A 24,547-nucleotide genomic window follows, 5' to 3' on the forward strand; every position below is an offset into this window, starting at 1 on the left:
GGCTCCTTTGGTCAGCCAAGGGACTTCAGTTAAGCACCGCCCCCTGGCCGATCAAAGTGTCATATCTGCCTAACTGTCGGCGCTTTCGCCCTGCTCAGAACAGAGCACTCGACGAAAAAGTGCGACCTGCAAGTCCTCGAATTTCACCGGCTTGCTCAAATGGTCAATCATCGCGCCGCTCGGGCAGCGCTCCCGGTCAGTACCCAGGGCGATCATGAACACCGGCACTTGCGCGCAACCGGGCAACGCCCGGATCTGGCAGCATACGGAAACGCCGTCCAGGGCCTGCGACTGACAATCGACCAGCACCGCATCGAAGGTTTCGCACTGCAGCAGATCGAGCGCGGCGAGGCTGCTGTCGGCCGTGCGCACGCGAAACCCGAGCTTGAGCAACATACCGCGCATCACCAACTGATTGACGTTGTTGTCATCCACCAGCAATACGCTGCAATCCTGAGGCAGGCGCCGTTGTGACAACTGTCGCGTCGCGAGCGGCGTGGCAAGGCGCTGCGGTGCCGGCATGTCAAACTCGACGTCAAGCTGGAAACGGCTGCCACGCCCAGGCTCGGAGCGGTGTGTCAGGTGTCCGCCGAGCAGCTCCACCAGTTGCCGGCATATGGCCAGGCCGACACCCAGGCCGCCGTACTCACGCGTCATCGAACCGTCAAGCTGAAAGAAGCGCTGATACATCGTCGCCTCCCCAAGGTCGGTAAAGCCGATACCGGTGTCGATCACCGCAAAGGACAACGCCAGTCGCTCGGGGTTGACCGGTTTCCCCGTGACCCGCAGCGCCAGCCCACCGACTCGGGTGAACTTGATGGCGTTATCCAGCAGGCACTCCAGGCATTGCGCCAACTTGGCGCTGTCGCCGTGCAGGCGATCCGGCACACCCGGTGCCACGTCGACCTTGAAGTCCAGCGACTTGCTCGAGGCATTGCCGTAGAACTGGGCGCGCAAGGCCTCCACCACGGCGCGCAAACTGAAGGTGGCCGGGGTCGCCTTGAGATTGCCCGCCTGCAGCTCGGTCAGGGTGAGAATGCCATTGACCATGCGCATCATGTCCCGCGCCGATCCCGCGGCCGTTTGCTGATATTGCTCCAGCTCAGGGTCCATCTCGACGGTCTGCATCAGCTCCAGCGATCCGATCACGCCATTCATGGGCGTGCGCAATTCGTGAGTCAGGGTGGCGAGGAATTCGTCCTTGAGCTTGTTGCTGTGTGCCAGTTGCTGGTTGAGCGCCTCAAGCTTTTGTCCCGCGTCGAGCAGGGTTTGTGCCTGCTGCTCGCGCATGGCGTTGATGCGGTCGGCCAGGGCCATGGACAGCAGCGCCACTTCGATGGCCGAGCCAATCTGGCTGGAGTACATGGTCAGGAACACATTCGGCAGGTAACCCAGCACCATCAATGTATTGATGATGCCGCCGAGCAGGAACGCCGACCAGGCAATGATGAAATAACGCGCGACCCGCAAGCCACGCAGCCAGGCAAAAATCCCCGCGGCAAAGATCACCACCGTGAAGGTCAGTGCCAGGGTCGTGGCCAGGCGCAAGGCCAGGGCATAGCTGGTCATCAGGGACAACCCGACCACCACCGCGCCGAATGCCACCAACGCCAGCAGCAAGCGGTCCATCCAGCGGCTAAGGGTGGCGGTCTGCAGGAAGCTGCGGGCGAACTGGCTGCCGAACAGTCCGGCACAACCGATGAAAAAGGGCGTCGAGGCGTTGGCCCACCAGGGATTGTCTGGCCAGAAGTACTGCACGGCGGCGCCGTTCACCGACAGCTGATACAAGCCGAACGAGGCGATGTAGAAGATGTAATAGAGATAGCTGGTATCGCGCACGCTGAGGTAGATGAACAGGTTGTAGACCAGCATCCCCAGCAATACACCGTAGATCAGCCCCAACACATAGAGGCGCACCGGCTGGTCTTCGAGGTACGAAGTACTGGACCACAACGTGACCGGCGCCTGGATCGACCCCTGGCTTTGCAGGCGCAAGTACAGGGTTTGCGCTTGGTCAGGGGTAAAGTCCAGCGTGAACAGGTAGTTGTTCTGGAGGATTTCGCGACTGGCGAACGGCAAGGCATCACCGGTTTGCCTGGCCAATTGATAGTTGCCGCTCGCATCAGGCAGATACAGATCAAGGTGATCGAGCGGTGGGTAAGCCAATTCCAGCAGCCATGTCCGTTGCGCAGCCGGATTTGAAGGGCGGTAATGCAGATCGATTTTCAGCCAGAACACCGAACGCGAATAACCGGCGTTGAGGGTGGCTTTATCATGCGCCTTGAAGTTGCCGGCCGCCGCCTGCGCACGGACATCCGCGACAGTCGCCTGACCACCCACGTCTTCAAACACTTGCAGGGTTCGCCCGAGGGGAAGGCTTTGGGTGAGTTCATTGAACTCAACGGCGTTCGCCAAGAGGGGCAAACACAACATAAACATCAACAAATAGCGCATTTATGCCCCAGCGTGGCCCGTCCGGTTTTGTCAGGAAGCCCCCCATTCCTTTTGAGTAGACGTAAAACCGGTGATACCTGTTATTGGTTGGATCCACTCTAGCATAGCCGGTGATGGCTAATGAGCACTACAGAAATTTTTCGCACAAAGGCTCTAGAACGGGCGTTACAGCGAAGAATATTAAGATAGAGCTGTTCTGCCGAACAGAGCGCGACAAGCGCTCGAACCCAAGCGTAATTTCCCGCATCAACGTTTATTGGCCGACGCCCGAAAAAAGATGTTTGGTGGTAAGCTCGCGCACCATGAATATCTACAGCTCTCGCCCCGTTGTCCTCTGTCTCTCCGGCCACGACCCAAGTGGTGGCGCCGGCTTGCAGGCAGATATTGAAGCCCTGCTCGCCCAGGGTTGCCATGCGGCTCCGGCCGTCACCGCCCTGACCGTGCAAGACACCGTCAATGTCACTGACTTCCGCGTCCTCGACCGTGAGTGGGTGTTGGCCCAGGCCCATGCCGTGCTCAACGATTCCGAAGTCGCGGCCGTCAAACTCGGCATGCTCGGCTCCCTGGAAATGGTCGACACCGTGGTCGAACTGCTTTCGGCGCACCCGCACTTGCCGGTGGTCTGTGACCCGGTGCTGCGCGCCGGTGGTGGTGGTCGCCTGGGCAAGGACGAAGTCGGCTATGCCATGCGCGAACGCCTGCTGCCGCTCTCGATCATCGCCACCCCCAACCTTCCCGAAGCCCGTATCCTCGCCGAACTGCCTGAAGGCACCGCGGACGAGTGCGCTGAAAAACTCCTGCCGTTCGTCAAACACCTGCTGATCACCGGCGGCCATGGCGACGAAACCGAAATCCACAACCGCCTGTACAGCCGCGACGGCTTGCGCGAAACCTACACCTGTCAACGCCTGCCCGGCAGCTATCATGGCTCGGGCTGCACTCTGGCCAGTGCACTTGCCGGCCGTCTGGCCCAAGGTGAAAACCTCGCCAGCGCCGTACAGACTGCACTTAACTACACGTGGCGCACCCTGCGCGATGCGGAGCAGTTGGGCAAAGGCCAATTCGTGCCACGCCGCCTGCCACTGGACTTCTGTTCGTAACTATCTATTAGCACTGTGGTGAGGCTTGTCCGATGAAACTACGTGGCCTGTACGCCATTACCGACAGCCAGTTGCTGGCCGGTAAATTTCTTTCGTACGTGGAGGCGGCGCTGGAAGGCGGCGTCACCCTGCTGCAATACCGCGACAAGAGCAGCGATGAGGCCCGTCGACTGCGCGAGGCCGAAGCCCTGCGCGATCTGTGCGAACGCTACAAGACCCAGCTGATCATCAACGACGACGCCGAGCTGGCGGCACGCCTGAACGTGGGCCTGCATCTGGGCCAGACCGATGGCCCGCTGTCGCCGACCCGCGCCCTGCTCGGTTCCAAAGCAATTATCGGCTCGACCTGCCACGCGCAACTTGAACTGGCCGAGCAAGCCGCCAGGGAAGGCGCCAGTTATGTCGCGTTCGGCCGTTTCTTCAACTCCAACACCAAGCCCGGCGCACCGACTTGCAGCCTGGAGTTGCTCGATCAGGCCCGCAGCAAATTGCACTTGCCGATCTGCGCGATCGGCGGCATCACCCTGGACAACGCTGCCCCGCTGGTGGCTCATGGAGTCGATCTGCTCGCCGTGGTGCATGGCCTGTTTGGCGCCCAGAGCACGGCTGAAGTGACCCGCCGCGCCCGCGCATTCAACGAATTGCTTTCCATTCAAGTAGCTTAAAGTCTGATTTGAGAGTCCGATCATGTCTCGTTCCGAAACCCTGTTTGCCAATGCCCAGAAACACATTCCCGGTGGCGTGAACTCGCCGGTTCGCGCGTTCAAGAGCGTTGGCGGCACGCCGTTGTTCTTCAAGCACGCCGAAGGCGCCTACGTCACCGATGAAGACAACAAGCGATACGTGGATTACGTCGGTTCCTGGGGCCCGATGATCCTCGGCCACAGCCATCCGGACGTCCTGGACGCCGTGCGCAAGCAGCTTGAACACGGCTTGTCCTACGGCGCGCCGACCGAGATGGAAACCCAGATGGCGGATCTGGTCTGCTCGCTCGTACCCTCGATGGAAATGGTGCGCATGGTCAGCTCCGGCACCGAAGCGACCATGAGCGCGATCCGCCTGGCCCGTGGCTTCACCGGTCGCGACAGCATCATCAAGTTCGAAGGCTGCTACCACGGCCACTCCGACAGCCTGCTGGTCAAGGCTGGCTCCGGCGCCCTGACCCAAGGCGTGCCGAGCTCGGCGGGTGTGCCCGCGGCGTTCGCCAAACACACGCTGACCCTGCCGTTCAACGACATCGATGCGGTCGAGGCCATGCTCGCCGAAGTCGGTCAGGACGTGGCGTGCATCATCGTCGAACCGGTCGCCGGCAACATGAACTGCGTGCCGCCGGCCCCAGGGTTCCTCGAAGGCCTGCGGACCCTGTGCGACAAGCACGGCGTGGTGCTGATTTTCGACGAAGTGATGACCGGCTTCCGTGTTGCCCTCGGCGGCGCCCAGGCTCACTACGGCGTGACACCGGACCTGACCACCTTCGGCAAAATCATTGGCGGCGGCATGCCGGTGGGTTGCTTCGGCGGCAAGCGCGAAATCATGTTGCGTATCGCCCCGCTGGGTCCGGTTTACCAGGCCGGTACATTGTCGGGTAACCCGCTGGCGATGGCGGCGGGCCTGACCACCCTGCGCCTGATCAGCCGTCCGGGCTTCCACGACGAGCTGACCGACTACACCACTCGCCTGCTCGACGGTTTGCAAGTGCGTGCCGATGCGGCAGGTATTCCGTTCGTGACCACCCAGGCCGGTGGCATGTTCGGCCTGTACTTCAGCGGCGCCGACGACATCGTGACCTTCGATGACGTGATGGCCAGCGACGCAGCCTTGTTCGGCCGCTTCTTCCACCTGATGCTGGAAGGTGGTGTGTACCTGGCGCCAAGCGCTTTCGAAGCCGGCTTCACCTCGATCGCCCACGGCGAAGCCGAGCTGAAACTGACCCTGGATGCCGCTGAGCGCGCATTTGCTGCACTGAAGTAACGCCGTACCCGCTGACGCTGGCCATTGCCGGCGTCAGCTTTACACTCCTGCCCTTTTTCCTACTCATCTGCTAATAATCCTGCGCAAAGTGGGCGATATATTTCCCGCGCAGCAGAAAAACGAGTAAAGACTTTGTAAGGTTGGCCCTGCTTATTTCATAATGCGCGCTTATTGGATCCCCTCGATGGGTCCGCGCGCCCCTCAGAGGTAAGTCGATTCCCATGAACCGCACCGGCCGCGCCCTTTCACTGGGCTGCCTGTTGCTCCTTCAGCCCCTGCTCGCGCTAGCACAAGCAGGCGGTAACTCGTTGTTAATCCCAGCGATGGGTCGCTGCACCCTCAATACCCAGCCGCAAGACCTGGCCCAGGCACTGGCTGCCTGCCAGAAAGCGTCGGATGAAGGGGATGCTCAAGCGCAATACGAGTTGGGTGAGTTCTACTACGAGGGTAAAAACGCGCCACGCGATCTCAATAAAGCCCTGAACTACTTCGAAAAGGCCTCGCTGCAAGGTCACGCCCAGGCCCAATTCAAACTCGGCACCATGTTCTTTCATGGCGAAGGCGTACCGGCCAATAATATCCAGGCGTATATCGTGCTGAAAATGGCGGCGGTCAACGGCGCGGAAGAAGCGCTGGACTCCGCCGACGAAGTCGCCGAGAAAATGCCCCGCCAGGAACTGGAAGTCGCCACTCAGGTGCTGGGGCAAATCTTCCGTAAATACCTGATGGAATTGCAGAGCGCCGATGGGCGTACGCCGTTCGCGCCACTGCCCTGAATTGAATGCTAGCCCTTGTGGTGAGGGGCTTTTGTGGCGAGGGGATTTATCCCCGCTGGGCTGCGAAGCGGCCCCCAAAGATGGGACTGCTGCGCAGTCCAACGGGGATAAATCCCCTCGCCACAATAAATCCCTTTGCCACAATAAATCCCTTTGCCCCACTAAATCTCCTCGCCTGCTTACTTCTCAGGCATCGGCATCGGAAACGGCATCACATTGCCAACCGCACCGCGGGCTTCGCTGATTTTCGGTGTGCCCAGGCGCTCGACCTCGTCGATGCGCACGATCGAATGCATTGGCACGAAACTGCGCACGACCCCTTCGAATTGGGCCTTGAGCTTCTCCTCGCTCGGGTCTACGACTACCTGTGTGCGCTCGCCAAAGACGAACTCTTCCACTTCCAGGAAGCCCCACAGATCGCTCTGATAGATCTGCTTGGCGTACATTTCGAACACCTGGCCCTGATTGAGGAAAATCACCTTGTAGATTGGAGCTTCACGTTTGGTCATGGTGGGCGAGCAACACATCGGGGGATAAAAATGAGGGCGCGAACTATAGCATAGCCGCCGGACGCGCAGCGGTAGGAACCTGAGTACATGTTCCCTATAATGCGCGGTTCTTTGAATCACGTGATGACTCTGTCCATGGCCAAGAAGCTTTACATCGAAACCCACGGTTGCCAGATGAACGAGTACGACAGCTCGCGCATGGTCGATCTGCTGGGCGAACATCAGGCCCTGGAAGTCACCGCGCGCGCTGAAGACGCCGACGTGATCCTGCTCAACACCTGCTCGATCCGCGAGCGCGCCCAGGACCGTGTCTATTCCCAGCTGGGCCGCTGGCGCGAACTGAAACTGGCCAACCCGGACATGGTGATCGCGGTCGGCGGCTGCGTGGCCAGCCAGGAAGGCGCCGCCATTCGCGATCGCGCACCCTATGTCGACGTGGTATTCGGCCCGCAGACCTTGCACCGCCTGCCGGAAATGATCGACGCCGCGCGCATCAGCAAGCTGCCGCAAGTCGACGTCTCGTTCCCCGAAATCGAAAAATTCGACCACTTGCCCGAGCCGCGTATCGATGGCCCGAGCGCCTACGTATCGGTGATGGAAGGTTGCAGCAAATACTGCACGTTCTGCGTGGTGCCCTACACCCGCGGTGAAGAAGTCAGCCGCCCGTTCGACGACGTGATTGCCGAAATCATTCACCTGGCCGAACACGGCGTGCGCGAAGTGACGCTGCTCGGGCAGAACGTCAACGGCTATCGCGGTACGACCCACGATGGTCGCCTGGCGGATCTGGCCGAACTGATTCGCGTGGTCGCCGCGGTCGATGGCATCGACCGCATCCGCTACACCACCTCGCACCCCCTGGAATTCTCCGACAGCCTGATCCAGGCCCACGCCGACGTGCCGGAGCTGGTGAAACACCTGCACCTGCCGGTGCAATCGGGCTCGGACCGCATCCTCGCGGCGATGAAACGCAACCACACGGCGCTGGAATACAAATCCAAACTGCGCAAGCTGCGCGCTGCCGTGCCGGGCATCTGTATCAGTTCGGACTTCATCGTCGGCTTCCCCGGCGAGACAGAGAAAGACTTCGAACAAACCATGAAACTGATCCAGGATGTCGGTTTCGACTTCTCCTATTCGTTCGTCTACAGCCAGCGCCCGGGTACACCCGCCGCCGACCTGGCCGATGACACGCCGGAAGAGCTTAAGAAACAGCGTCTGAACGCCCTGCAACATCGCCTGAACCAGCAAGGTTTCGAGATCAGCCGACAAATGGTGGGTTCAATTCAGCGGATTCTTGTAACTGATTACTCCAAGAAAGACCCTGGCGAGCTGCAAGGCCGGACCGAGAATAACCGTATCGTCAACTTCCGCTGCGACAATCCGACCCTGATCGGTCAGTTCGCGGATGTGCACATCGACGCCGCGCAGCCACACTCGCTGCGGGGCTCATTGATCCAATAACCCCGATCCCCCTGCGGGAGCGGGCTTTTGTGGCGAGGGGATTTATCCCCGTTGGACTGCGCAGCAGTCCCATTCTTGGGGGCCGCTTCGCAGCCCAACGGGGATAAATCCCCTCCCCACGGTTCAAAAGCAAAATTTCTGCACCCGATTTAAGAGCTTTCGCACCCGCGCCACTGGCGCTATCCTTGAATCATCCCAATTGCCCCAGGGCGGCTAAATACGACCTTGAACGCACCCATCGAACCACATCGTTTTATCCTCGAGCCTTTTGAGGCTCGCCGCTTCGCCAATCTGTGCGGGCAATTCGACGAGCACCTGCGCTTGATCGAACAACGCCTGACCATCGAGATCCGCAACCGCGGAAACCAGTTCGAGCTGATCGGCGAGCCCAAACACACCACCTCCGCGGAAAGCCTCCTGCGCCGCCTGTACCGGGAAACCAAGGGTACCGAGCTATCGCCGGATATGGTTCACCTGTTCCTGCAGGAATCCGCCGTCGAAGAGCTGGACAACCACTCGCCCGCCGAAGCCAGCGTCGCCCTGCGCACCAAGAAAGGCATGATTCGCCCTCGCGGCTTGAATCAGCTGCGCTACGTGAAGGAAGTCCTCGGCAACGACATCAACTTCGGTATCGGCCCAGCCGGTACCGGCAAGACCTATCTGGCCGTTGCCTGCGCAGTAGACGCCCTGGAACGCGAACAGATCCGGCGTATCCTGCTGGTGCGTCCGGCGGTCGAAGCCGGTGAAAAACTCGGCTTCCTGCCCGGTGACCTGTCGCAGAAAATCGACCCGTATTTGCGCCCGCTCTATGACGCGCTCTACGAAATGCTCGGTTTCGAACACGTCGCCAAGCTGATCGAGCGCCAGGTGATCGAAGTGGCGCCACTGGCCTACATGCGCGGCCGCACGCTGAACAACAGCTTCATCATCCTCGACGAAAGCCAGAACACCACGGTCGAACAGATGAAAATGTTCCTGACCCGGATCGGCTTCGGCTCCACGGCCGTCATCACCGGTGACATTACCCAGGTCGACCTGCCGAAAGGCACCAAGTCCGGGCTGCATCACGTGATCGAAGTGCTGAAAGATGTTCCAGGTATCAGCTTTACCCATTTCATGCCCAAGGACGTCGTGCGTCACCCGCTGGTGCAGCGCATTGTCGAAGCCTACGAGCGCTTCGAAAATCGTGCCACCGATGAAGCGCCAAAGGACAGCCGACGCGATGCTTGAGCTTGATCTGCAAATCGCGACCCAAGCGCCTGCCCCCAGCGAAGCCGAGTTCCGCCTATGGTGCGAACTGGCCCTGCGCCAGCGCACCGCCGACTCCGAGATGACCATTCGCCTGGTCGACGAAGCCGAGGGCCGCGAACTGAATAACACCTGGCGGCAAAAGGATTACGCCACCAACGTCTTGTCGTTTCCTGCCGATGTGCCAGACGAGTTTCTCGACATCCCGCTGCTGGGCGACCTGGTGATCTGCGTGGCGGTGGTCGAGCGTGAAGCTGCCGAGCAGGGCAAGGAACTCAAGGCCCATTGGGCGCATCTGGTGATTCACGGCTGCTTGCATCTGCTGGGTTACGACCATATAGATGATGACGAAGCCGAAGAGATGGAAGCACTGGAACGAACGTTGCTTGCAGAACTGGGCTATCCCGATCCGTACGCGGACGACGAAATCGAAGTCCCCCCTACCGAAACAACAAAGGATTCAGAGTAATCGCTATGAGCGAAGATCGATCGAGCAACGGGCAGAAGTCTTGGCTGGGTAAGCTCACCCAGGCTTTTGCCCACGAGCCGAAGAACCGCCAGGAGCTGCTGGAGCTGCTGCGCGACGCACACCAGAACAAACTGCTGGACAGCGAAGCGCTGGCCATCGTCGAAGGCGCTATCCAGGTTGCCGACCTGCAAGTACGGGACATCATGGTCCCGCGCTCGCAGATGATCAGCATCAAGGCGACCCAGACACCTCGCGAGTTCCTGCCTGCCGTGGTCGATTCGGCCCACTCCCGCTACCCGGTGATCGGCGAAAGCCACGATGACGTGATGGGTGTGTTGCTGGCCAAGGACTTGCTGCCGTTGATCCTCAGGGAGAACGGCGACAGCTTCAACATCAAGGACCTGCTGCGCCCGGCCACCTTCGTGCCGGAGTCCAAGCGCCTGAACGTGTTGTTGCGTGAGTTCCGCGCCAACCACAACCACATGGCCATCGTCATTGACGAATACGGCGGCGTGGCGGGCCTGGTGACCATCGAAGACGTGCTGGAACAGATCGTCGGCGACATCGAAGACGAGCACGACGTCGAAGAAGACAGCTACATCAAGCCACTGCCCAGCGGCGACTTCCTGATCAAGGCCCTGACGCCGATCGATAACTTCAACGAGTTCTTCGACAGCGAGTTTTCCGATGACGAGTTCGACACCGTGGGCGGCCTGGTGATGAGCGCGTTCGGGCACTTGCCAAAACGCAACGAAATCACTGAAATCGGCGCCTATCGCTTCCGCATCCTGAACGCCGACAGTCGTCGGATTCATTTGCTGCGACTGACACCTATCGCCCGGTAAAAATCTAAGGACTGAAATGCGCTGGACAACCCGCCCCGGCTGGCCCGGTAACCTGCTGGCCGTGGCGGCCGGTGCAATCACCACCCTGGCCCTGGCGCCGTTCGACATCTGGCCGCTGGCACTGCTGGCGGTCGGGCTTTTCTATGCCGGCTTGCGTGAACTGAATCCACGCCAGGCCTTGGGGCGTGGCTGGTGTTTCGGCTTCGGCCTGTTTGGCGCCGGCACCAGCTGGATCTACTACAGCATTCATCACTTCGGTGGTGCGTCGGTGCTGCTGGCCGGCTTCCTGATGCTGCTCTTCACGGCGGCGATTGCCTGGTTCTTCGCCCTGCCCGCCTGGATTTGGGCGCGTTGGCTAAGGCGCAACGAAGCACCGCTGGCGGACACTCTGGCATTTGCGGCGCTGTGGGTCGGCCAGGAAGCGTTTCGCGGCTGGTTCCTGACCGGTTTCCCATGGCTCTACTCCGGCTACAGCCAGCTTGATGGCCCCCTGGCTGGCCTCGCGCCTGTCGGCGGGATGTGGCTGATATCCTTCACCCTGGCCCTGACTGCCGCATTGATCTACAACGCCATGCGCCTGGTGCGCACGGGACGCAAAGGCTTCATCGCCGTGGGCGTCTTGCTGTTGGCAGGCCCGTGGGTGGCCGGCATGGCGCTCAAGCAACACGCCTGGACCAGCCCCTCCGGTGCGCCGTTGAGCGTCGCGGCAATCCAGGGCAACGTCGAACAAAGCATGAAGTGGGACCCGGCGCAGCTCAACGCGCAATTGGAGCTGTACCGCGACATGAGCTTCAGTTCGAAACGGGTCGACTTGCTGATCTGGCCGGAAACCGCGGTCCCGGTGCTCAAGGAGTCTGCCCAGGGCTACCTGGACATGATGGGGAAATTCGCAGCCGAGCGGGATTCGGCCATGATTACCGGCGTGCCGATCCGCGAAGTCGTCCACCAGCAGAAACGCTTCTACAACGGTATTACCGTGATCGGTGAAGGCGATGGCACCTACCTCAAACAGAAGCTGGTGCCGTTTGGCGAATACGTGCCGTTGCAGGATGTGCTGCGTGGCCTGATTGCGTTCTTCGACCTGCCCATGTCGGACTTTGCCCGCGGCCCTTCCGATCAGGCCATGTTGCAAGCCAAGGGGTACCAGATTGCGCCGTTCATCTGCTACGAAGTGGTGTATCCGGATTTCGCCGCCGGCCTTGCCGCCCAGAGCGACCTGCTGCTGACCATCAGCAATGACACCTGGTTCGGCACGTCCATCGGCCCGCTGCAGCACTTGCAGATGGCGCAGATGCGCGCGCTCGAGGCCGGCCGCTGGATGATCCGCGCCACCAACAATGGCGTGACCGGCCTGATCAACCCGTTCGGCCAGATCACCACGCAGATCCCGCAGTTCGAGCGCGGCATCCTGTACGGCGAAGTGGTGCCGATGCACAACCTCACACCGTACCTGCAATGGCGGTCGTGGCCATTGCTCATTGTTTGTGTGCTGTTGTTTGGCTGGGCATTGATTGCCAGCCGGATGGCCAAGACCGTTTAATCGCGGAGCCTGCAAAAGATCGCAGCCTGCGGCAGGCTGCGATCTTATGATTTTCAGCGGTAGAAAAACGAATACCCGATCTGCCCCGCCGCCTCATTCAACAACTGCCCGCTACGCCAGATCGCCTTGAACTCCGGCATCCAGCCGCCCAGTGGCTCGGCGTTGTCCACGCTCAAGAATCCCACTGGCGCCGGCACCACTTCAAAGCCAGCCTTCTGAAAGCTCCAGACCGCTCGCGGCATGTGCCAGGCCTGGGTGACCACCACCACGCGTTTGATGCCTTCAGGCAACAAGACCTCGGCGCTGAATGTCGCGTTCTCCCAGGTGGTTCGACTTTGCCCTTCCTGCCAACGCACCGCCACGCCAAAATCATCGCGCAATGAGTCAGCCATCAGTTTGGCCTCGGTTGGCGGCGTGCCGTAATGCAAACCGCCACTGGTCAGGATCGGCAAGCCCGAGGCCTTTGCCAGTCGAGCGGCATATCGCTCTCGTTCCAGAGCCACCCCGGTGGGCTGATCACTGCCCCACGCCAGATCACCCCGCTCGCGCCCGGCCCCCAGCACCACGATCGCATCGGCGCGCCGGGCCAACGTTGCCCATTCGTCGCGAGCCAACGGCGCTTCACGCTCAAGAAGCCCGGCGCCCCACTGCACCATCACCGGAAGGCTCATCAACCAGAAGCCACCCACACCCAGCGCAAAGCACCAACCGGCAAGCCGCGGTCTTGAGCGGCGCCACCACCAGGCGAGCACCAGCAACAGGATAAGGACGCCGGGCGGCATCAGAAGGTGTTTCACGAAATAGCGAAAAGGCATCGGGCATCTCCATGAAGATGCCCGAAGCCTAAGTGGGTTGACGCAATGCGACAATAAATACGGAAGGACTATGCTACAAAAAACCGTAAAGCATGGCTCTATGCGTTATTTGCACTGCAGGGACCGGACCTTTACCGCATCTCTGCCAGCTACTTTGTCCTTGAGCCAGATAATTTTGGCTGAGCGTGGTGCGTCGAGTTGCTTCACTGCCTCAGACAAGCATCCGTGTGTCTCACGCTCACTGCGATCGAGGTACGCCTTGACCAGTGCAAACTCTGCGGGGCTCAGACCTCGCAACTCCAGCTCCAGTGGACGTTCATCACGCAACCGGTCAGCGGTTTTCGCCGCATCCAAGGCCATTCCAAGACGATCAATCAGTCTTTCGTACAACTCCGGTTTTGTAACTTTTTGCCGTGACTCAACCATCCCTCACCTCATTGGAAGATAAGACCTACTCCCCAGTTAGAGCTTAGCTTCCATCGACAAACCGGCTGGACGCCGCGACAAACGGCCCTCGCAGCCGTTTTCACGAGACGCGCGGCAGTAATCAGGGTTTCCCTCGATAGAGTGCGGTCATGTATGCTACGGCGCTTCCTGTAACTCCACTTCCAGCTCCTCTGGGCACCGAAACGCCGAATTGGCTTGTTCACCGTCCAGCGTCGCATTGAAGAGGATTAGGCCACCCCTATTCAGTTCAAAAGTAGCCATGCACGAACAATATCAGCCCCGTGAAATCGAAGCCGCCGCCCAGTCGTTCTGGGACGAGCAAAAGTCCTTTGAAGTCAGTGAACAGCCAGGCAAGGAGACTTTCTACTGCCTGTCGATGTTCCCTTACCCCAGCGGCAAGCTACACATGGGGCACGTGCGCAACTACACCATCGGCGACGTGATCTCCCGCTACCAGCGCATGCAAGGCAAGAACGTTCTGCAACCCATGGGTTGGGACGCCTTCGGCATGCCAGCGGAAAACGCCGCGATGAAGAACAACGTAGCGCCCGCCAAGTGGACCTACGAAAACATCGCCTACATGAAAAGCCAGTTGCGCAGCCTGGGCCTGGCGGTGGACTGGTCGCGCGAAGTGACCACCTGCAAGCCCGATTACTACCGCTGGGAACAATGGCTGTTCACTCGCCTGTTCGAAAAAGGTGTGATCTACAAGAAAAGCGGCACCGTGAACTGGGACCCGGTCGACCAGACCGTCCTGGCCAACGAGCAGGTGATCGACGGGCGCGGCTGGCGTTCCGGCGCGCTGATCGAAAAGCGCGAAATCCCGATGTACTACTTCAAGATCACCGCCTACGCGGATGAGCTGCTGGAGAGCCTCGACGAACTGACTGGCTGGCCTGAGCAGGTCAAGACCATGCAGCGCAACTGGATCGGTAAATCCCGCGGCATGGAAGTGCAGTTCCCGTACAACGTCGACTCCATCGGCGAAGCCGGTGCACTGAAAGTCTTCACCACCCGTCCGGACACCCTGATGGGCGCGACCTACGTCGCCGTGGCCGCCGAGCACCACCTGGCCACCCTGGCCGCGCAGAACAATCCAGAGCTGCAAGCGTTCATCGCTGAATGCAAGGGCGGTAGCGTCGCTGAAGCCGACGTTGCGACTCAAGAGAAAAAAGGCCTGCCAACCGGCCTGTTCGTCGAGCACCCGCTGACCGGCGAAAAACTGCCGGTATGGGTCGCCAACTACGTGCTGATGCACTACGGCGACGGCGCGGTCATGGCTGTTCCGGCCCACGATGAACGCGATTTCGAGTTCGCCCACAAGTACCACCTGCCGGTCAAATCGGTGGTACGCACAAGCGCAGGTGACAACAACCCGGCGCCATGGCAAGACGCCTACGGCGAGTACGGCACGCTGATCAATTCCGGCGATTTCGACGGCCTCGATTTCGCCGGCGCCTTCGATGCCATCGAAGTGGCGCTGATCAAGAAAGAACTCGGCGCCTCGCGCACCCAGTTCCGCCTGCGCGACTGGGGCATCAGCCGTCAGCGCTACTGGGGCTGCCCGATCCCGATCATCCACTGCACAACCTGCGGTGACGTGCCGGTGCCGGAAGATCAACTACCAGTCGTACTGCCGGAAGACGTCGTGCCCGATGGCGCCGGTTCGCCACTGGCGCGCATGCCCGAGTTCTACGAGTGCAGCTGCCCGAAATGCGGCCAGCCTGCCAAGCGTGAAACCGACACCATGGACACCTTCGTCGAGTCCTCGTGGTACTACGCCCGCTACGCCTCGCCGCACTTTGAGGGTGGCCTGGTAGAAAAATCCGCGGCCGACCACTGGTTGCCAGTGGATCAGTACATCGGTGGCATCGAACACGCGATCCTGCACTTGCTCTACGCGCGCTTCTTCCACAAGCTGATGCGCGACGAAGGCCTGGTGAGCTCCAACGAGCCGTTCAAGAACCTGCTGACCCAGGGCATGGTGATCGCCGAGACTTACTATCGTCGTGAAGCCAACGGTGCCTACACCTGGTTCAACCCGGCGGACGTCGAACTCGAACGCGACAGCAAGGCCAAGGTCATCAGCGCCAAGCTGATCGCAGACGGCCTGCCGGTGGAAATCGGTGGCACCGAGAAGATGGCCAAGTCAAAGAACAACGGCGTTGACCCACAATCGATGATCGACCAGTTCGGCGCCGACACCTGCCGCCTGTTCATGATGTTCGCCTCGCCTCCTGACATGAGCGCGGAATGGTCCGACTCTGGCGTAGAAGGTTCGCACCGCTTCCTCAAGCGCGTCTGGCGTCTGGCTCAGGCCCACGTGACCCAAGGCTTGCCGGGGAAACTGGACGTTGCCAGCCTGAACGACGAGCAGAAAGTCATTCGCCGTTCGATCCACCAGGCCATCAAGCAGGCCAGCCACGACGTCGGCCAGAACCACAAATTCAACACCGCCATCGCCCAGGTGATGACGCTGATGAACGTGCTGGAAAAAGCCGCGCAAGGCACCGAACAGGATCGCGCACTGGTTCAGGAAGGCCTGGAAACCGTGACACTGCTGCTGGCGCCTATCACCCCGCACATCAGCCACGAGCTGTGGCATCGCCTGGGTCACGCCGATCCGGTGATCGACGCCGGCTGGCCGGTGCTGGACGAGAGCGCGCTGGTGCAGGACAGCCTGACACTGGTCATCCAGGTCAACGGCAAGCTGCGCGGCCAGATCGATATGCCGGCCAGCGCCACTCGCGAAGAAGTCGAAGCCGCCGCACGGGCCAACGAGAACGTGCTGCGCTTCGTCGATGGTCTGACCATTCGCAAAGTGATCGTGGTGCCCGGAAAACTGGTCAACATCGTCGCCAGCTAATTGGATCAGGCGCCTGGCCCTGCCGGGCGCCGAACAAAACCTTTCGGGCCGCTTGATTGGCCCACATGGTTTCAAGGGGAGCAACACAATGATCAAACGCAACTTGCTGGTGATAGGCCTCGCGGTCCTGTTGAGCGCCTGCGGCTTCCAGCTGCGTGGTACCGGCACCACCGAACTGGCGATCAAGGAACTCGACCTGAGCGCCCGCGACGCTTACGGCGAAACCGTGACTCAACTGCGCCAGATGCTGACAAGCAGCGGCGTCAAGGTCTACAACGGCGCCCCTTACAAACTCATCCTGACCGACCAGCAGGAATCCCAGCGCATCCTCAGCTATGCAGGCGCCGGTCGCACTGGCGAATATCAACTGAGCACGGTGCTCAGCTATGACATTCGCGGCCAGGGCAACCTGCCCCTGCTGAGCGACAAACTCGAAGTGCAGAAGGTGTTCATCCATGACGGCAACAACCTGGTAGGTTCCGACCAGGAGGCTAGCGATGCCCGCAAGGAAATGCGTCGCGAGCTGGTTCAACGGATGATGTTGCGCCTGCAGCAATTCACCCCGACCCAGCTGGACCAGTTGCAGCAGACTGCCGAAGCCAAGGCCAAGGCGGAAGCCGCGGCGCTGGAAGCGGCGCAGAAGGCTGAGGCGCAAACGCCGCGTCAGTCGCCAATCGAACTGCCTCGGCAGTAAGACTTACGGGGCGCTCTGGCGCCCCGTTTGCCCTCTCTTATGAAACTCGCTCCCGCCCATCTCGCCAAACACCTGCAAGGCGCCCTCGCGCCGGTCTACGTCATCAGTGGCGATGATCCCTTGCTGTGTCAGGAAGCCGCCGACGCCATTCGCGCGGCCGCACGCCAACAAGGCTTCGACGAACGCCAGGTGTTCGCCGCCGACGCCAGTTTCGACTGGGGTACGTTGCTGCAAGCCGGCGCCAGCATGTCGCTGTTCGCCGAAAAACGCCTGCTGGAATTGCGCCTGCCTTCCGGCAAACCCGGCGATAAAGGTGCCGCCGCGCTCATTGAGTACTGCTCGCGACCGGCCGAAGACACGGTGCTGTTGATCAGCTTGCCGAAGCTCGATGGCAGCGCGCAGAAAGCCAAATGGGGCAAGGCGCTGGCCGAAGGCCAACAGACCCAGTTCGTACAGATCTGGCCGGTGGATGCCAACCAGTTGCCCAGCTGGATCCGTCAGCGCCTGTCCCAGGCCGGGCTATCCGCCAGCCAGGACGCCGTCGAGCTGATCGCCGCCCGGGTCGAGGGCAACTTGCTGGCCGCCGCCCAGGAAATCGAAAAACTCAAGCTGATGGCCGAAGGCGGCCAGATCACCATCGAAACCGTACAGGCCGCGGTGGCCGACAGTGCGCGCTTCGACGTTTTCGGCTTGACCGACGCCATTCTCAATGGCGAAGCCGCCCATGCACTGCGCATGCTCGAAGGGCTTCGCGGTGAAGGTGTCGAGCCCCCGGTGATTCTCTGGGCCCTGGCCCGGGAACTGCGCCAGCTGGCCAACATTTCGTTGCAGTACAGCCAGGGCACGCCACTGGACAAGGCCTTCAGCCAGGCCAGGCCGCCGGTTTGGGACAAGCGTAAACCGCTGATGAGCAAAGCCCTGCAACGCTATTCGGCGCAACGCTGGGCGCAATTGTTGCTCGAAGCCCAGCGCATCGACGCACAGATCAAGGGCCAGGCGGCGGGTTCGCCGTGGATGAGCCTGAGTCGGTTGACGTTGTTGATGGCCGGGCAGAGATTGTCGTTGCCCGCCGAGTAAGGCTTTCGGACGTGGCGCGTTCGCTCCCTGTAGGAGCGAGCATGCTCGCGAAGAACTCAAGGACACTGCTGGCTTTCAGGATGCCCGCGTCATCGTTAACGTCCTTCGCGAGCATGCTCGCTCCTACAGGGAAGGCGTCCGAAAGGTCCTACATATTGTAGGGGCTAGACAGTCCCCTAATTCTGGCCGATGATCTGCCCCGCAAAAAACCATTCACTTGCGAGAGCCCATCATGAGCAAAAAGCCATCTAAACATGGCCCCAACAAGGCCAAATCCATCGTCGCCCAGCCATTGTTCCGTAGCCGCCAGGAACGAGCCGGCAAAGGCAAAGGCAGCTACCGCCGCGAAGCCTTCCAGTCTGACAACTGGGAGGCTTCTTACTTTCTGGCGGCCTGAAAGGCAAGCATCCGCTCAACATGTTAAGGTCTGTACCTGATTCGTTTTCCCTGGACCCCGTGCATGCCCCTTTGTCTTTCCCGTCGTTGGCAGTTTCGCCAACTGATTGCTGCCTCCAGCCTCATTTTGCTAGTCGCCTGCGCGGAAAAACCCACCGCCGCCGACGCCCAGCCGATTCAGACCCTCCCTGTCGCCACCGCCCCCGCGGTCATCGCGCCCGTGGTTCCGACCGGCGAAAACCTCGACATCCAGCCAACCCAGACCTTCGCCGAATGGCAGGCGGGTTTTCGCAAGGACGCCCTGGCCGCCGGTATCCGTGCCGACCTGTTCGACCGCGCCTTCGCCAATGTCAGCCTCGACCCGAGCGTGATCCGCGCCGACCGCAGCCAACCGGAATTCGCAAAACCGGTGTGGGAGTACCTCGACGGCGCCCTGTCGCCGCTACGGGTTCGTAAAGGCCAGGCATTGGTCGACCAGTACGCTGGCATCCTGCAAAGCATCGAACAGCGCTACGGCGTCGACCGCCAGGCACTGGTCGCGGTGTGGGGCATGGAAAGCAACTTCGGCCAGTTCCAGGGCAGCAAGTCGGTGATCAACTCACTGGCAACCCTGGCCTACGAAGGCCGCCGCCCCGGCTTCGCTCATGCGCAATTGATCGCCGCCCTGCAAATCCTCCAGCAAGGCGATATCGAACCCGACAAAATGCTTGGTTCCTGGGCGGGCGCCATGGGCCAGACCCAGTTCATCCCGACGACCTACAACACCCACGCCGTGGACTTCGATGGCGACGGGCGCCGCGATATCTGGGGTAGCGCCACCGACGCCCTGGCGTCGACCGCCCACTACCTGCAAAGCTCCGGCTGGCAAAAAGGCCAGCCGTGGGGCTTTGAAGTGCAGCTGCCGAGCAGCTTCAACTACATCCTCGCCGATGGCTCGGTTCGCAAGAGCGTCGCCGAATGGCGGCAACTGGGCGTGGTGCTGCCCAACGGCGGCCAGTTCCCGGCAGGCTCCGAGCAACTGTCCGCGGCGCTGCTGTTGCCGGCAGGCTACCGCGGCCCGGCCTTCCTGGTGCTTGACAACTTCCGCGCGATCCTCAAGTACAACAACTCGTCGTCCTACGCCTTGGCGGTGAGTCTGCTGTCCGAGCGCTTCAATGGCGCAGGGCTGATCAGCGGGACGTGGCCCAAGGATGATCTACCCCTGAGCCGCACCGAGCGGATCGAACTGCAAAACCTGCTGAGTGCGCAGAACTACGACGCGGGCACTGCCGACGGGATCATCGGTGCCAACACCCGCAAGGCGATCCGCAGCGCCCAGCAGTCGTTTGGCTGGCCGGCGGATGGTTATCCGACGCACAAGTTGCTGGAAGGATTGCGCAACCGCTAAAGCTTCCCTTGTAGGAGCGAGCATGCTCGCGAAAAACGCCAGGGCGCCGCGGGCATTCAGACAGCCCGCGTCATCGTTGACGACCATCGCGAGCATGCTCGCTCCTACCGCCTTACGACATTTTGTTCCAACACCAGTTGCTGGCTCCCCGCATCCAGCGTCACCAACGCCCCCATCGGCAGCGTCAGGTTCGGATTGCAGTGCCCACTGCGCCACCCGGACAGCACCGGAATGCACAAGGGTTCCAGGGTCTGCTTGAGCAATCGGTCCAGGGCCTGAGCCTCTACCCCCGCTATATCGCCCACCAGAACCCCACGCAGCTTGTGCAACACGCCCGCCAGACGCAGATGGGTCAGCAGCCGGTCGATGCGATACAGCGGCTCGTTGATGTCTTCGATAAACAGAATGACACCCGCGGAATCAATCTCGAAAGGCGTGCCCATGGTCGCGGCAATCATCGACAGGTTGCCGCCTAGAAGGCGCCCATGAGCGACACCCGGCACGATTGTCGTCAAGGGGCGGCCAACGGGATGGGTAAGCACCATACCGGCCCTGCACTGCCCTCTGAGCATGTTGAAGAACGAGGACTCGGTCGGTGGCAACCGCTCCCCCAGCAGATCGGCGTTGAGCAGCGGGCCATGGAAGGTTACGAAACCCGCGTAGCGGCTGATCGCCAAATGCAGCGCGGTGATGTCGCTATAGCCGATGAATGGCTTGGCATTGTGGCGCAGCAGCTGGAAATCGATACGATCAAGCAACCGCGGCGTACCGTATCCGCCGCGCAGGCAAATGATCGCATCGACCTCAGGGTCGGTGAACGCGGCGTGCAGGTCATTGAGTCGCACATCGTCGCTGCCGGCCAGGTAGCCGTCCTTCTCGAACACCCCGGGAAATATCCGCAGAGAATAACCACGGGCACGCATCCAGGCGATGGCTTTTTTGGTGTCCAGCGCGGCCGGACCCGCAGGCGCGATAACAGCGATCAGCCCTTGCATCGGCAAAGCCGGAACAGGCGTGTGAGGAATGAGCGTCGGGTCAGGTCTTGCGTTCATCCATGGATCTCCCTGCGTGAAAGCATCAAACACACATTAGTCAGGAACGCAGACAAACAGAAGCGGATCAAGCATTGCGCAGTCGCAGGAAAAGACTGATGTCCTTGTGGGATAGGCAAAAAAAGCCCGCAAAGCCGATTGAACGTTGCGGGCTGTTTTTTCATAGTCGAATCAGGACGACATCAACTCGGCCTTGACCAGCTTGGCCTGCTCATCGGCGTGGTACGAAGAGCGTACCAGCGGGCCGGAAGCAACGTTCTTGAAGCCCATCTTGTAACCTTCCTCGGCGAACCAGGCGAAGGTGTCCGGGTGCACGAAGCGCTGCACCGGCAAGTGGCTGCGCGACGGTTGCAGGTATTGGCCCAGGGTCAGCATGTCGATGTCGTGTTCGCGCATGCGCTTCATGACTTCGATGACTTCGTCGTCGGTCTCGCCCAGGCCGAGCATCAGGCCGGACTTGGTCGGGATGTGCGGCATCATCTGCTTAAAGCGTTGCAGCAGGGTCAGCGACCACTGGTAGTCCGAACCCGGGCGCGCGGCCTTGTACAGGCGCGGCACGGTTTCCAGGTTGTGGTTGAACACATCCGGCGGCTCGGCAGCGGTGATTTCCAGGGCGATGTCCATGCGGCCACGGTAGTCCGGAACCAGGGTTTCAAGCTGCACGTTCGGCGACAGCTTGCGGATTTCACGGATGCAGTCGGCAAAGTGCTGGGCACCGCCATCACGCAGATCGTCACGGTCCACCGAAGTGATCACCACGTACTTCAGGCGCAGGTCGGCGATGGCGATGGCCAGGCTTTCCGGCTCGTTGACGTCCAGTGGCTTCGGACGGCCATGGCCGACGTCGCAGAACGGGCAGCGACGGGTGCAGATGTCACCCATGATCATGAAGGTCGCGGTGCCGCCGGAGAAGCACTCGCCCAGGTTCGGGCAGGAAGCTTCTTCGCACACGCTGTGCAGCTTGTGCTTGCGCAACAGGGCCTTGATGCGGTCGACTTCCGGAGAGACCGGAATACGCACACGAATCCAGTCAGGCTTCTTTGGCAGCTCGGTGGTCGGAATGATCTTTACCGGGATGCGTGCAACCTTCTCGGCGCCGCGCAGCTTGACGCCGGCTTCAACCTTGGGACGCGGGGCCGGGCGCTCGGTGACATCGAGCGTCGGGATCATGGTTTGCACTGCATCAGTAGTCATATCAGTCGATTCCGCCCGTCAGGGTCGTCTGCTCAGCATAGTCGAGGTGTTTGACGAGCTGCGCGCGCAGCCGGGCACTTACCTCGGCAAATTCAATCGATCCTGCGTGATCGCTCAGCTGGGTCATCGCCAGCCCGGCGTAGCCGCAGGGATTAATCCGTCGAAACGGTTCCAGGTTCATGTCCACGTTCAGGGCCAGGCCATGAAAGGAACAACCGTGGCGGATCCGCAGACCCAGGGAGGCGATTTTCGCTCCATCGACGTACACACCCGGAGCATCCGGCTTGGCCGCAGCGGTCACACCGTAACTGGCGAGCAGCTCGATCAGGCATGACTCCATGCGACTCACCAGGTCTCGTACGCCGAAACCCAGCTTGCGCACGTCCAGCAACAGGTAGGCCACCAGTTGCCCGGGGCCGTGATACGTCACCTGGCCACCGCGATCGACCTGCACCACCGGGATATCTCCCGGCAGTAGCAAGTGCTCGGCCTTGCCGGCCTGGCCCTGGGTGAACACCGGCGGGTGCTCGACCAGCCAAATTTCGTCGGCGGCATCGCTGCCGCGTTCGTTGGTGAAGCGTTGCATGGCATGCCAGACCGGCTCGTAAGCCATCTGGCCGAGCTCGCGAAAGCCCAGCGTGCCGGACATCACAGCACCATGTGCACGAAACCGGTGGCCCGCAGTTCGCTGTTGATGTTGTACAGCTGGTCCTGGTCGGTCGCGACGATGTGCAACTGAATGGTGGTGTATTTGCCGTTGCTGCTCTGGCGCTCGTCAACACGCTCATCGTTGATCGTGGCGTGCTTGCGGACGATGTCGATGATCTTGTCCTTGTTGCCCACGCCGGTGTCGCTGATCACCTTAACCGGATAATCATTGGCAGGGAATTCGATCTTTGGCGCCTTTACTTCGGTATCGGTCATGGCGTAACGGCCTCGTAAGCGTAAGCCGTGGCGACGGCGAGGCCCCGCGCCGGATCAGCGCGGGGCCTTGCAGGAGCACACTATCAGTTGAACAAGCCGTAGAAGAATAGACGGATGCTATCCCACATGCGACGGAAGATACCACCCTCTTCGACGCCATCCAGAGCGATCAGGTCGGCGCTGTGCACCACCTTGTCTTCCAGCTTGACTTCGACTTTACCGATCACGTCGCCCTTGGCGATTGGCGCAACCAGTTGCGGGTTCATGGTCATGCTGGCGGCGAGCTTTTTCAGCTGGCCTTTTGGCAGGGTCATGGTCAGGTCTTCAGCCAGGCCGGCCTTGACTTGATTGGTGGAGCCTTTCCAGACAGGCGCCTGAGCGAGCTCGGCACCTTTCTGGTAGAAGGTCTGGGTTTCGAAGAAACGGAAACCGTAGGTCAGCAGTTTCTGGGTCTCGGCAGCGCGAGCCACTTCGCTGTTGGTGCCGAACACCACGGCGATCAGGCGCATGCCGTCACGTACGGCCGAAGATACCATGCAGTAGCCGGCTTCGTCGGTGTGGCCGGTTTTCAGGCCATCGACGGTCTTGTCGCGCCACAGCAGCAGGTTGCGGTTCGGTTGCTTGATGCCGTTCCAAAAGAACTCTTTCTGCGAGTAGATCGCGTAGTGAGCCGGGTCTTCGTGGATGATCGCGCGGGCCAGCACAGCCATGTCGTGAGCCGACGAATAGTGCTCAGGGTTCGGCAGGCCGGTCGGGTTCATGAAGTGGCTATTGGTCATGCCCAGGTCGGCCACGGTCTTGTTCATCATGTCGGCGAACGCGTCTTCGCTGCCGGCGATGTGCTCGGACAGTGCCACGCTGGCGTCGTTACCCGACTGGATGATGATGCCGTGCAGCAGGTCGCTGACGGTCACTTGCGAGCCGACCTTGATGAACATCCGCGAACCGCCGGTACGCCAGGCGTTTTCGCTGACGGTCACCGGATCGTTTTCACCGATCTGGCCGCGACGGATTTCGAGGGTCGCGATGTACGCGGTCATCAGCTTGGTCAGGCTGGCTGGCGGCAGACGCTGGTCACCATTGTTCTCGACCAGCACGTTGCCGCTGCTGGCGTCCATGAGCACGTAGGCCTTGGCGGCCAATTGCGGTGGCGACGGCATCATCTCGACCGCGAATGCGGCAGGCGAGAGGAGCAGCGGGACTAGAAGGCACAGGCGTTTGGCAAAGGTGGTGATGTTCATCCGTCTCTCGAAATCGCTAATGGAAACTGCCCGAAGGCAAAACTAATCAGATGACTTTCTAACGAGTCATCGCGTGTT

Annotated in this window: 23 protein-coding genes; 14 read left to right on the plus strand and 9 right to left on the minus strand. The window is 60.8% G+C overall.

Features of this window, described 5'->3' with window-relative positions:
• Positions 1–69: 69 nt before the first annotated feature.
• Entirely contained in the window at positions 70–2,454 is a 2,385-nt protein-coding gene (locus tag ACA058_RS27210; protein WP_497636704.1) for a 7TM diverse intracellular signaling domain-containing protein, read from the minus strand.
• Positions 2,455–2,756: 302 nt separating this feature from the next.
• Here ACA058_RS27210 and ACA058_RS27215 point away from each other — a divergent pair, with 302 nt between their 5' ends.
• From ACA058_RS27215 to ACA058_RS27230, 4 genes are all read left to right on the plus strand, one after another.
• Positions 2,757–3,554, plus strand: a complete 798-nt coding sequence (locus ACA058_RS27215; protein ID WP_497636705.1) for a hydroxymethylpyrimidine/phosphomethylpyrimidine kinase — start codon at positions 2,757–2,759, stop codon at positions 3,552–3,554.
• A gap of 32 nt (positions 3,555–3,586) precedes the next feature.
• Complete coding sequence (gene thiE / locus ACA058_RS27220) at positions 3,587–4,219, plus strand: thiamine phosphate synthase (RefSeq protein ID WP_497636706.1); 633 nt, start codon at positions 3,587–3,589, stop codon at positions 4,217–4,219.
• Between the two features lie 22 nt (positions 4,220–4,241).
• Positions 4,242–5,525 (plus strand): glutamate-1-semialdehyde 2,1-aminomutase, encoded by a 1,284-nt coding sequence (hemL, locus tag ACA058_RS27225; protein WP_497636707.1) that lies wholly within the window; start codon positions 4,242–4,244, stop codon positions 5,523–5,525.
• 221 nt (positions 5,526–5,746) lie between these two features.
• Positions 5,747–6,301, plus strand: coding sequence for a tetratricopeptide repeat protein (locus ACA058_RS27230; protein ID WP_497636708.1), 555 nt, complete (start codon positions 5,747–5,749; stop codon positions 6,299–6,301).
• A 179-nt stretch (positions 6,302–6,480) separates the two neighbouring features.
• Here the strand turns inward: ACA058_RS27230 and ACA058_RS27235 are convergent, their stop codons facing one another.
• Positions 6,481–6,810 (minus strand): DUF1820 family protein, encoded by a 330-nt coding sequence (locus ACA058_RS27235; RefSeq protein ID WP_003185742.1) that lies wholly within the window; start codon positions 6,808–6,810, stop codon positions 6,481–6,483.
• 135 nt (positions 6,811–6,945) lie between these two features.
• Here ACA058_RS27235 and miaB point away from each other — a divergent pair, with 135 nt between their 5' ends.
• From miaB to lnt, 5 genes are all read left to right on the plus strand, one after another.
• A complete protein-coding gene (gene miaB, locus ACA058_RS27240) occupies positions 6,946–8,274 on the plus strand; it encodes a tRNA (N6-isopentenyl adenosine(37)-C2)-methylthiotransferase MiaB (protein ID WP_497636709.1) in 1,329 nt (442 codons plus the stop codon).
• Positions 8,275–8,499: 225 nt separating this feature from the next.
• Entirely contained in the window at positions 8,500–9,504 is a 1,005-nt protein-coding gene (locus tag ACA058_RS27245) for a PhoH family protein (RefSeq protein WP_497636710.1), read from the plus strand.
• The gene (gene ybeY / locus ACA058_RS27250) at positions 9,497–9,991 is read left to right on the plus strand and encodes an rRNA maturation RNase YbeY (RefSeq protein WP_497636711.1); all 495 of its coding nucleotides are present in this window, start codon (positions 9,497–9,499) and stop codon (positions 9,989–9,991) included. Before ACA058_RS27245 ends, ybeY begins: the two co-directional genes overlap by 8 nt.
• A 5-nt stretch (positions 9,992–9,996) precedes the next feature.
• On the plus strand, positions 9,997–10,836 hold the full coding sequence (locus tag ACA058_RS27255; RefSeq protein WP_497636712.1) for a CorC family transporter: 840 nt from the start codon (positions 9,997–9,999) through the stop codon (positions 10,834–10,836).
• A 16-nt stretch (positions 10,837–10,852) separates the two neighbouring features.
• Entirely contained in the window at positions 10,853–12,376 is a 1,524-nt protein-coding gene (lnt, locus tag ACA058_RS27260; protein WP_497636713.1) for an apolipoprotein N-acyltransferase, read from the plus strand.
• A 53-nt stretch (positions 12,377–12,429) separates the two neighbouring features.
• Here lnt and ACA058_RS27265 read toward each other — a convergent pair whose 3' ends face one another.
• On the minus strand, positions 12,430–13,191 hold the full coding sequence (locus tag ACA058_RS27265) for a YdcF family protein (RefSeq protein WP_497636714.1): 762 nt from the start codon (positions 13,189–13,191) through the stop codon (positions 12,430–12,432).
• 105 nt (positions 13,192–13,296) lie between these two features.
• Positions 13,297–13,617, minus strand: a complete 321-nt coding sequence (locus ACA058_RS27270; protein ID WP_497636715.1) for a hypothetical protein — start codon at positions 13,615–13,617, stop codon at positions 13,297–13,299.
• Between the two features lie 280 nt (positions 13,618–13,897).
• Between ACA058_RS27270 and leuS the strand changes: the two genes are divergently transcribed.
• The 5 genes from leuS (at position 13,898) to ACA058_RS27295 (ending at position 20,058) form a co-directional block, all read left to right on the plus strand.
• Positions 13,898–16,504, plus strand: a complete 2,607-nt coding sequence (gene leuS / locus ACA058_RS27275) for a leucine--tRNA ligase (RefSeq protein WP_497636716.1) — start codon at positions 13,898–13,900, stop codon at positions 16,502–16,504.
• A gap of 88 nt (positions 16,505–16,592) precedes the next feature.
• Positions 16,593–17,198: an LPS-assembly lipoprotein LptE gene (locus tag ACA058_RS27280; protein ID WP_497636717.1), complete on the plus strand. Its 606-nt coding sequence runs from the start codon at positions 16,593–16,595 to the stop codon at positions 17,196–17,198.
• A gap of 39 nt (positions 17,199–17,237) precedes the next feature.
• Complete coding sequence (gene holA / locus ACA058_RS27285; protein ID WP_497636718.1) at positions 17,238–18,275, plus strand: DNA polymerase III subunit delta; 1,038 nt, start codon at positions 17,238–17,240, stop codon at positions 18,273–18,275.
• Positions 18,276–18,507: 232 nt separating this feature from the next.
• Positions 18,508–18,672, plus strand: a complete 165-nt coding sequence (gene arfA, locus ACA058_RS27290; protein WP_008065994.1) for an alternative ribosome rescue factor ArfA — start codon at positions 18,508–18,510, stop codon at positions 18,670–18,672.
• 63 nt (positions 18,673–18,735) lie between these two features.
• A complete protein-coding gene (locus ACA058_RS27295; protein WP_497636719.1) occupies positions 18,736–20,058 on the plus strand; it encodes a lytic murein transglycosylase in 1,323 nt (440 codons plus the stop codon).
• Between the two features lie 104 nt (positions 20,059–20,162).
• Here the strand turns inward: ACA058_RS27295 and ACA058_RS27300 are convergent, their stop codons facing one another.
• From ACA058_RS27300 to ACA058_RS27320, 5 genes are all read right to left on the minus strand, one after another.
• Positions 20,163–21,110, minus strand: a complete 948-nt coding sequence (locus tag ACA058_RS27300) for a S66 peptidase family protein (RefSeq protein ID WP_497636720.1) — start codon at positions 21,108–21,110, stop codon at positions 20,163–20,165.
• A 171-nt stretch (positions 21,111–21,281) separates the two neighbouring features.
• Entirely contained in the window at positions 21,282–22,280 is a 999-nt protein-coding gene (lipA, locus tag ACA058_RS27305) for a lipoyl synthase (protein WP_497640014.1), read from the minus strand.
• A 25-nt stretch (positions 22,281–22,305) separates the two neighbouring features.
• Positions 22,306–22,953, minus strand: coding sequence for a lipoyl(octanoyl) transferase LipB (gene lipB, locus ACA058_RS27310; protein WP_034148130.1), 648 nt, complete (start codon positions 22,951–22,953; stop codon positions 22,306–22,308).
• On the minus strand, positions 22,953–23,228 hold the full coding sequence (locus ACA058_RS27315; RefSeq protein ID WP_497636721.1) for a DUF493 domain-containing protein: 276 nt from the start codon (positions 23,226–23,228) through the stop codon (positions 22,953–22,955). Before ACA058_RS27315 ends, lipB begins: the two co-directional genes overlap by 1 nt.
• Positions 23,229–23,311: 83 nt before the next feature.
• Positions 23,312–24,469, minus strand: a complete 1,158-nt coding sequence (locus tag ACA058_RS27320; RefSeq protein WP_008065981.1) for a D-alanyl-D-alanine carboxypeptidase family protein — start codon at positions 24,467–24,469, stop codon at positions 23,312–23,314.
• Positions 24,470–24,547: the final 78 nt, after the last annotated feature.

The organism is Pseudomonas sp. LBUM1649, assembly GCF_059716155.1.

What these genes read in the sequence shown, in the direction of transcription:
- ACA058_RS27230 (WP_497636708.1), top strand. Translation starts at nt 5,747, where the DNA reads ATGAACCGCACCGGCCGCGCCCTTTCACTGGGCTGCCTGTTGCTCCTT.
- lnt (WP_497636713.1), top strand. Translation starts at nt 10,853, where the DNA reads ATGCGCTGGACAACCCGCCCCGGCTGGCCCGGTAACCTGCTGGCCGTG.
- ACA058_RS27270 (WP_497636715.1), bottom strand. Translation starts at nt 13,617, where the DNA reads ATGGTTGAGTCACGGCAAAAAGTTACAAAACCGGAGTTGTACGAAAGA.
- miaB (WP_497636709.1), top strand. Translation starts at nt 6,946, where the DNA reads ATGGCCAAGAAGCTTTACATCGAAACCCACGGTTGCCAGATGAACGAG.
- holA (WP_497636718.1), top strand. Translation starts at nt 17,238, where the DNA reads ATGAAACTCGCTCCCGCCCATCTCGCCAAACACCTGCAAGGCGCCCTC.
- arfA (WP_008065994.1), top strand. Translation starts at nt 18,508, where the DNA reads ATGAGCAAAAAGCCATCTAAACATGGCCCCAACAAGGCCAAATCCATC.
- ACA058_RS27280 (WP_497636717.1), top strand. Translation starts at nt 16,593, where the DNA reads ATGATCAAACGCAACTTGCTGGTGATAGGCCTCGCGGTCCTGTTGAGC.
- leuS (WP_497636716.1), top strand. Translation starts at nt 13,898, where the DNA reads ATGCACGAACAATATCAGCCCCGTGAAATCGAAGCCGCCGCCCAGTCG.
- ybeY (WP_497636711.1), top strand. Translation starts at nt 9,497, where the DNA reads ATGCTTGAGCTTGATCTGCAAATCGCGACCCAAGCGCCTGCCCCCAGC.
- lipA (WP_497640014.1), bottom strand. Translation starts at nt 22,280, where the DNA reads ATGATCCCGACGCTCGATGTCACCGAGCGCCCGGCCCCGCGTCCCAAG.
- lipB (WP_034148130.1), bottom strand. Translation starts at nt 22,953, where the DNA reads ATGTCCGGCACGCTGGGCTTTCGCGAGCTCGGCCAGATGGCTTACGAG.
- ACA058_RS27265 (WP_497636714.1), bottom strand. Translation starts at nt 13,191, where the DNA reads ATGCCTTTTCGCTATTTCGTGAAACACCTTCTGATGCCGCCCGGCGTC.
- hemL (WP_497636707.1), top strand. Translation starts at nt 4,242, where the DNA reads ATGTCTCGTTCCGAAACCCTGTTTGCCAATGCCCAGAAACACATTCCC.
- ACA058_RS27320 (WP_008065981.1), bottom strand. Translation starts at nt 24,469, where the DNA reads ATGAACATCACCACCTTTGCCAAACGCCTGTGCCTTCTAGTCCCGCTG.
- ACA058_RS27235 (WP_003185742.1), bottom strand. Translation starts at nt 6,810, where the DNA reads ATGACCAAACGTGAAGCTCCAATCTACAAGGTGATTTTCCTCAATCAG.
- ACA058_RS27255 (WP_497636712.1), top strand. Translation starts at nt 9,997, where the DNA reads ATGAGCGAAGATCGATCGAGCAACGGGCAGAAGTCTTGGCTGGGTAAG.
- ACA058_RS27295 (WP_497636719.1), top strand. Translation starts at nt 18,736, where the DNA reads ATGCCCCTTTGTCTTTCCCGTCGTTGGCAGTTTCGCCAACTGATTGCT.
- ACA058_RS27210 (WP_497636704.1), bottom strand. Translation starts at nt 2,454, where the DNA reads ATGCGCTATTTGTTGATGTTTATGTTGTGTTTGCCCCTCTTGGCGAAC.
- thiE (WP_497636706.1), top strand. Translation starts at nt 3,587, where the DNA reads ATGAAACTACGTGGCCTGTACGCCATTACCGACAGCCAGTTGCTGGCC.
- ACA058_RS27215 (WP_497636705.1), top strand. Translation starts at nt 2,757, where the DNA reads ATGAATATCTACAGCTCTCGCCCCGTTGTCCTCTGTCTCTCCGGCCAC.
- ACA058_RS27315 (WP_497636721.1), bottom strand. Translation starts at nt 23,228, where the DNA reads ATGACCGATACCGAAGTAAAGGCGCCAAAGATCGAATTCCCTGCCAAT.
- ACA058_RS27300 (WP_497636720.1), bottom strand. Translation starts at nt 21,110, where the DNA reads ATGAACGCAAGACCTGACCCGACGCTCATTCCTCACACGCCTGTTCCG.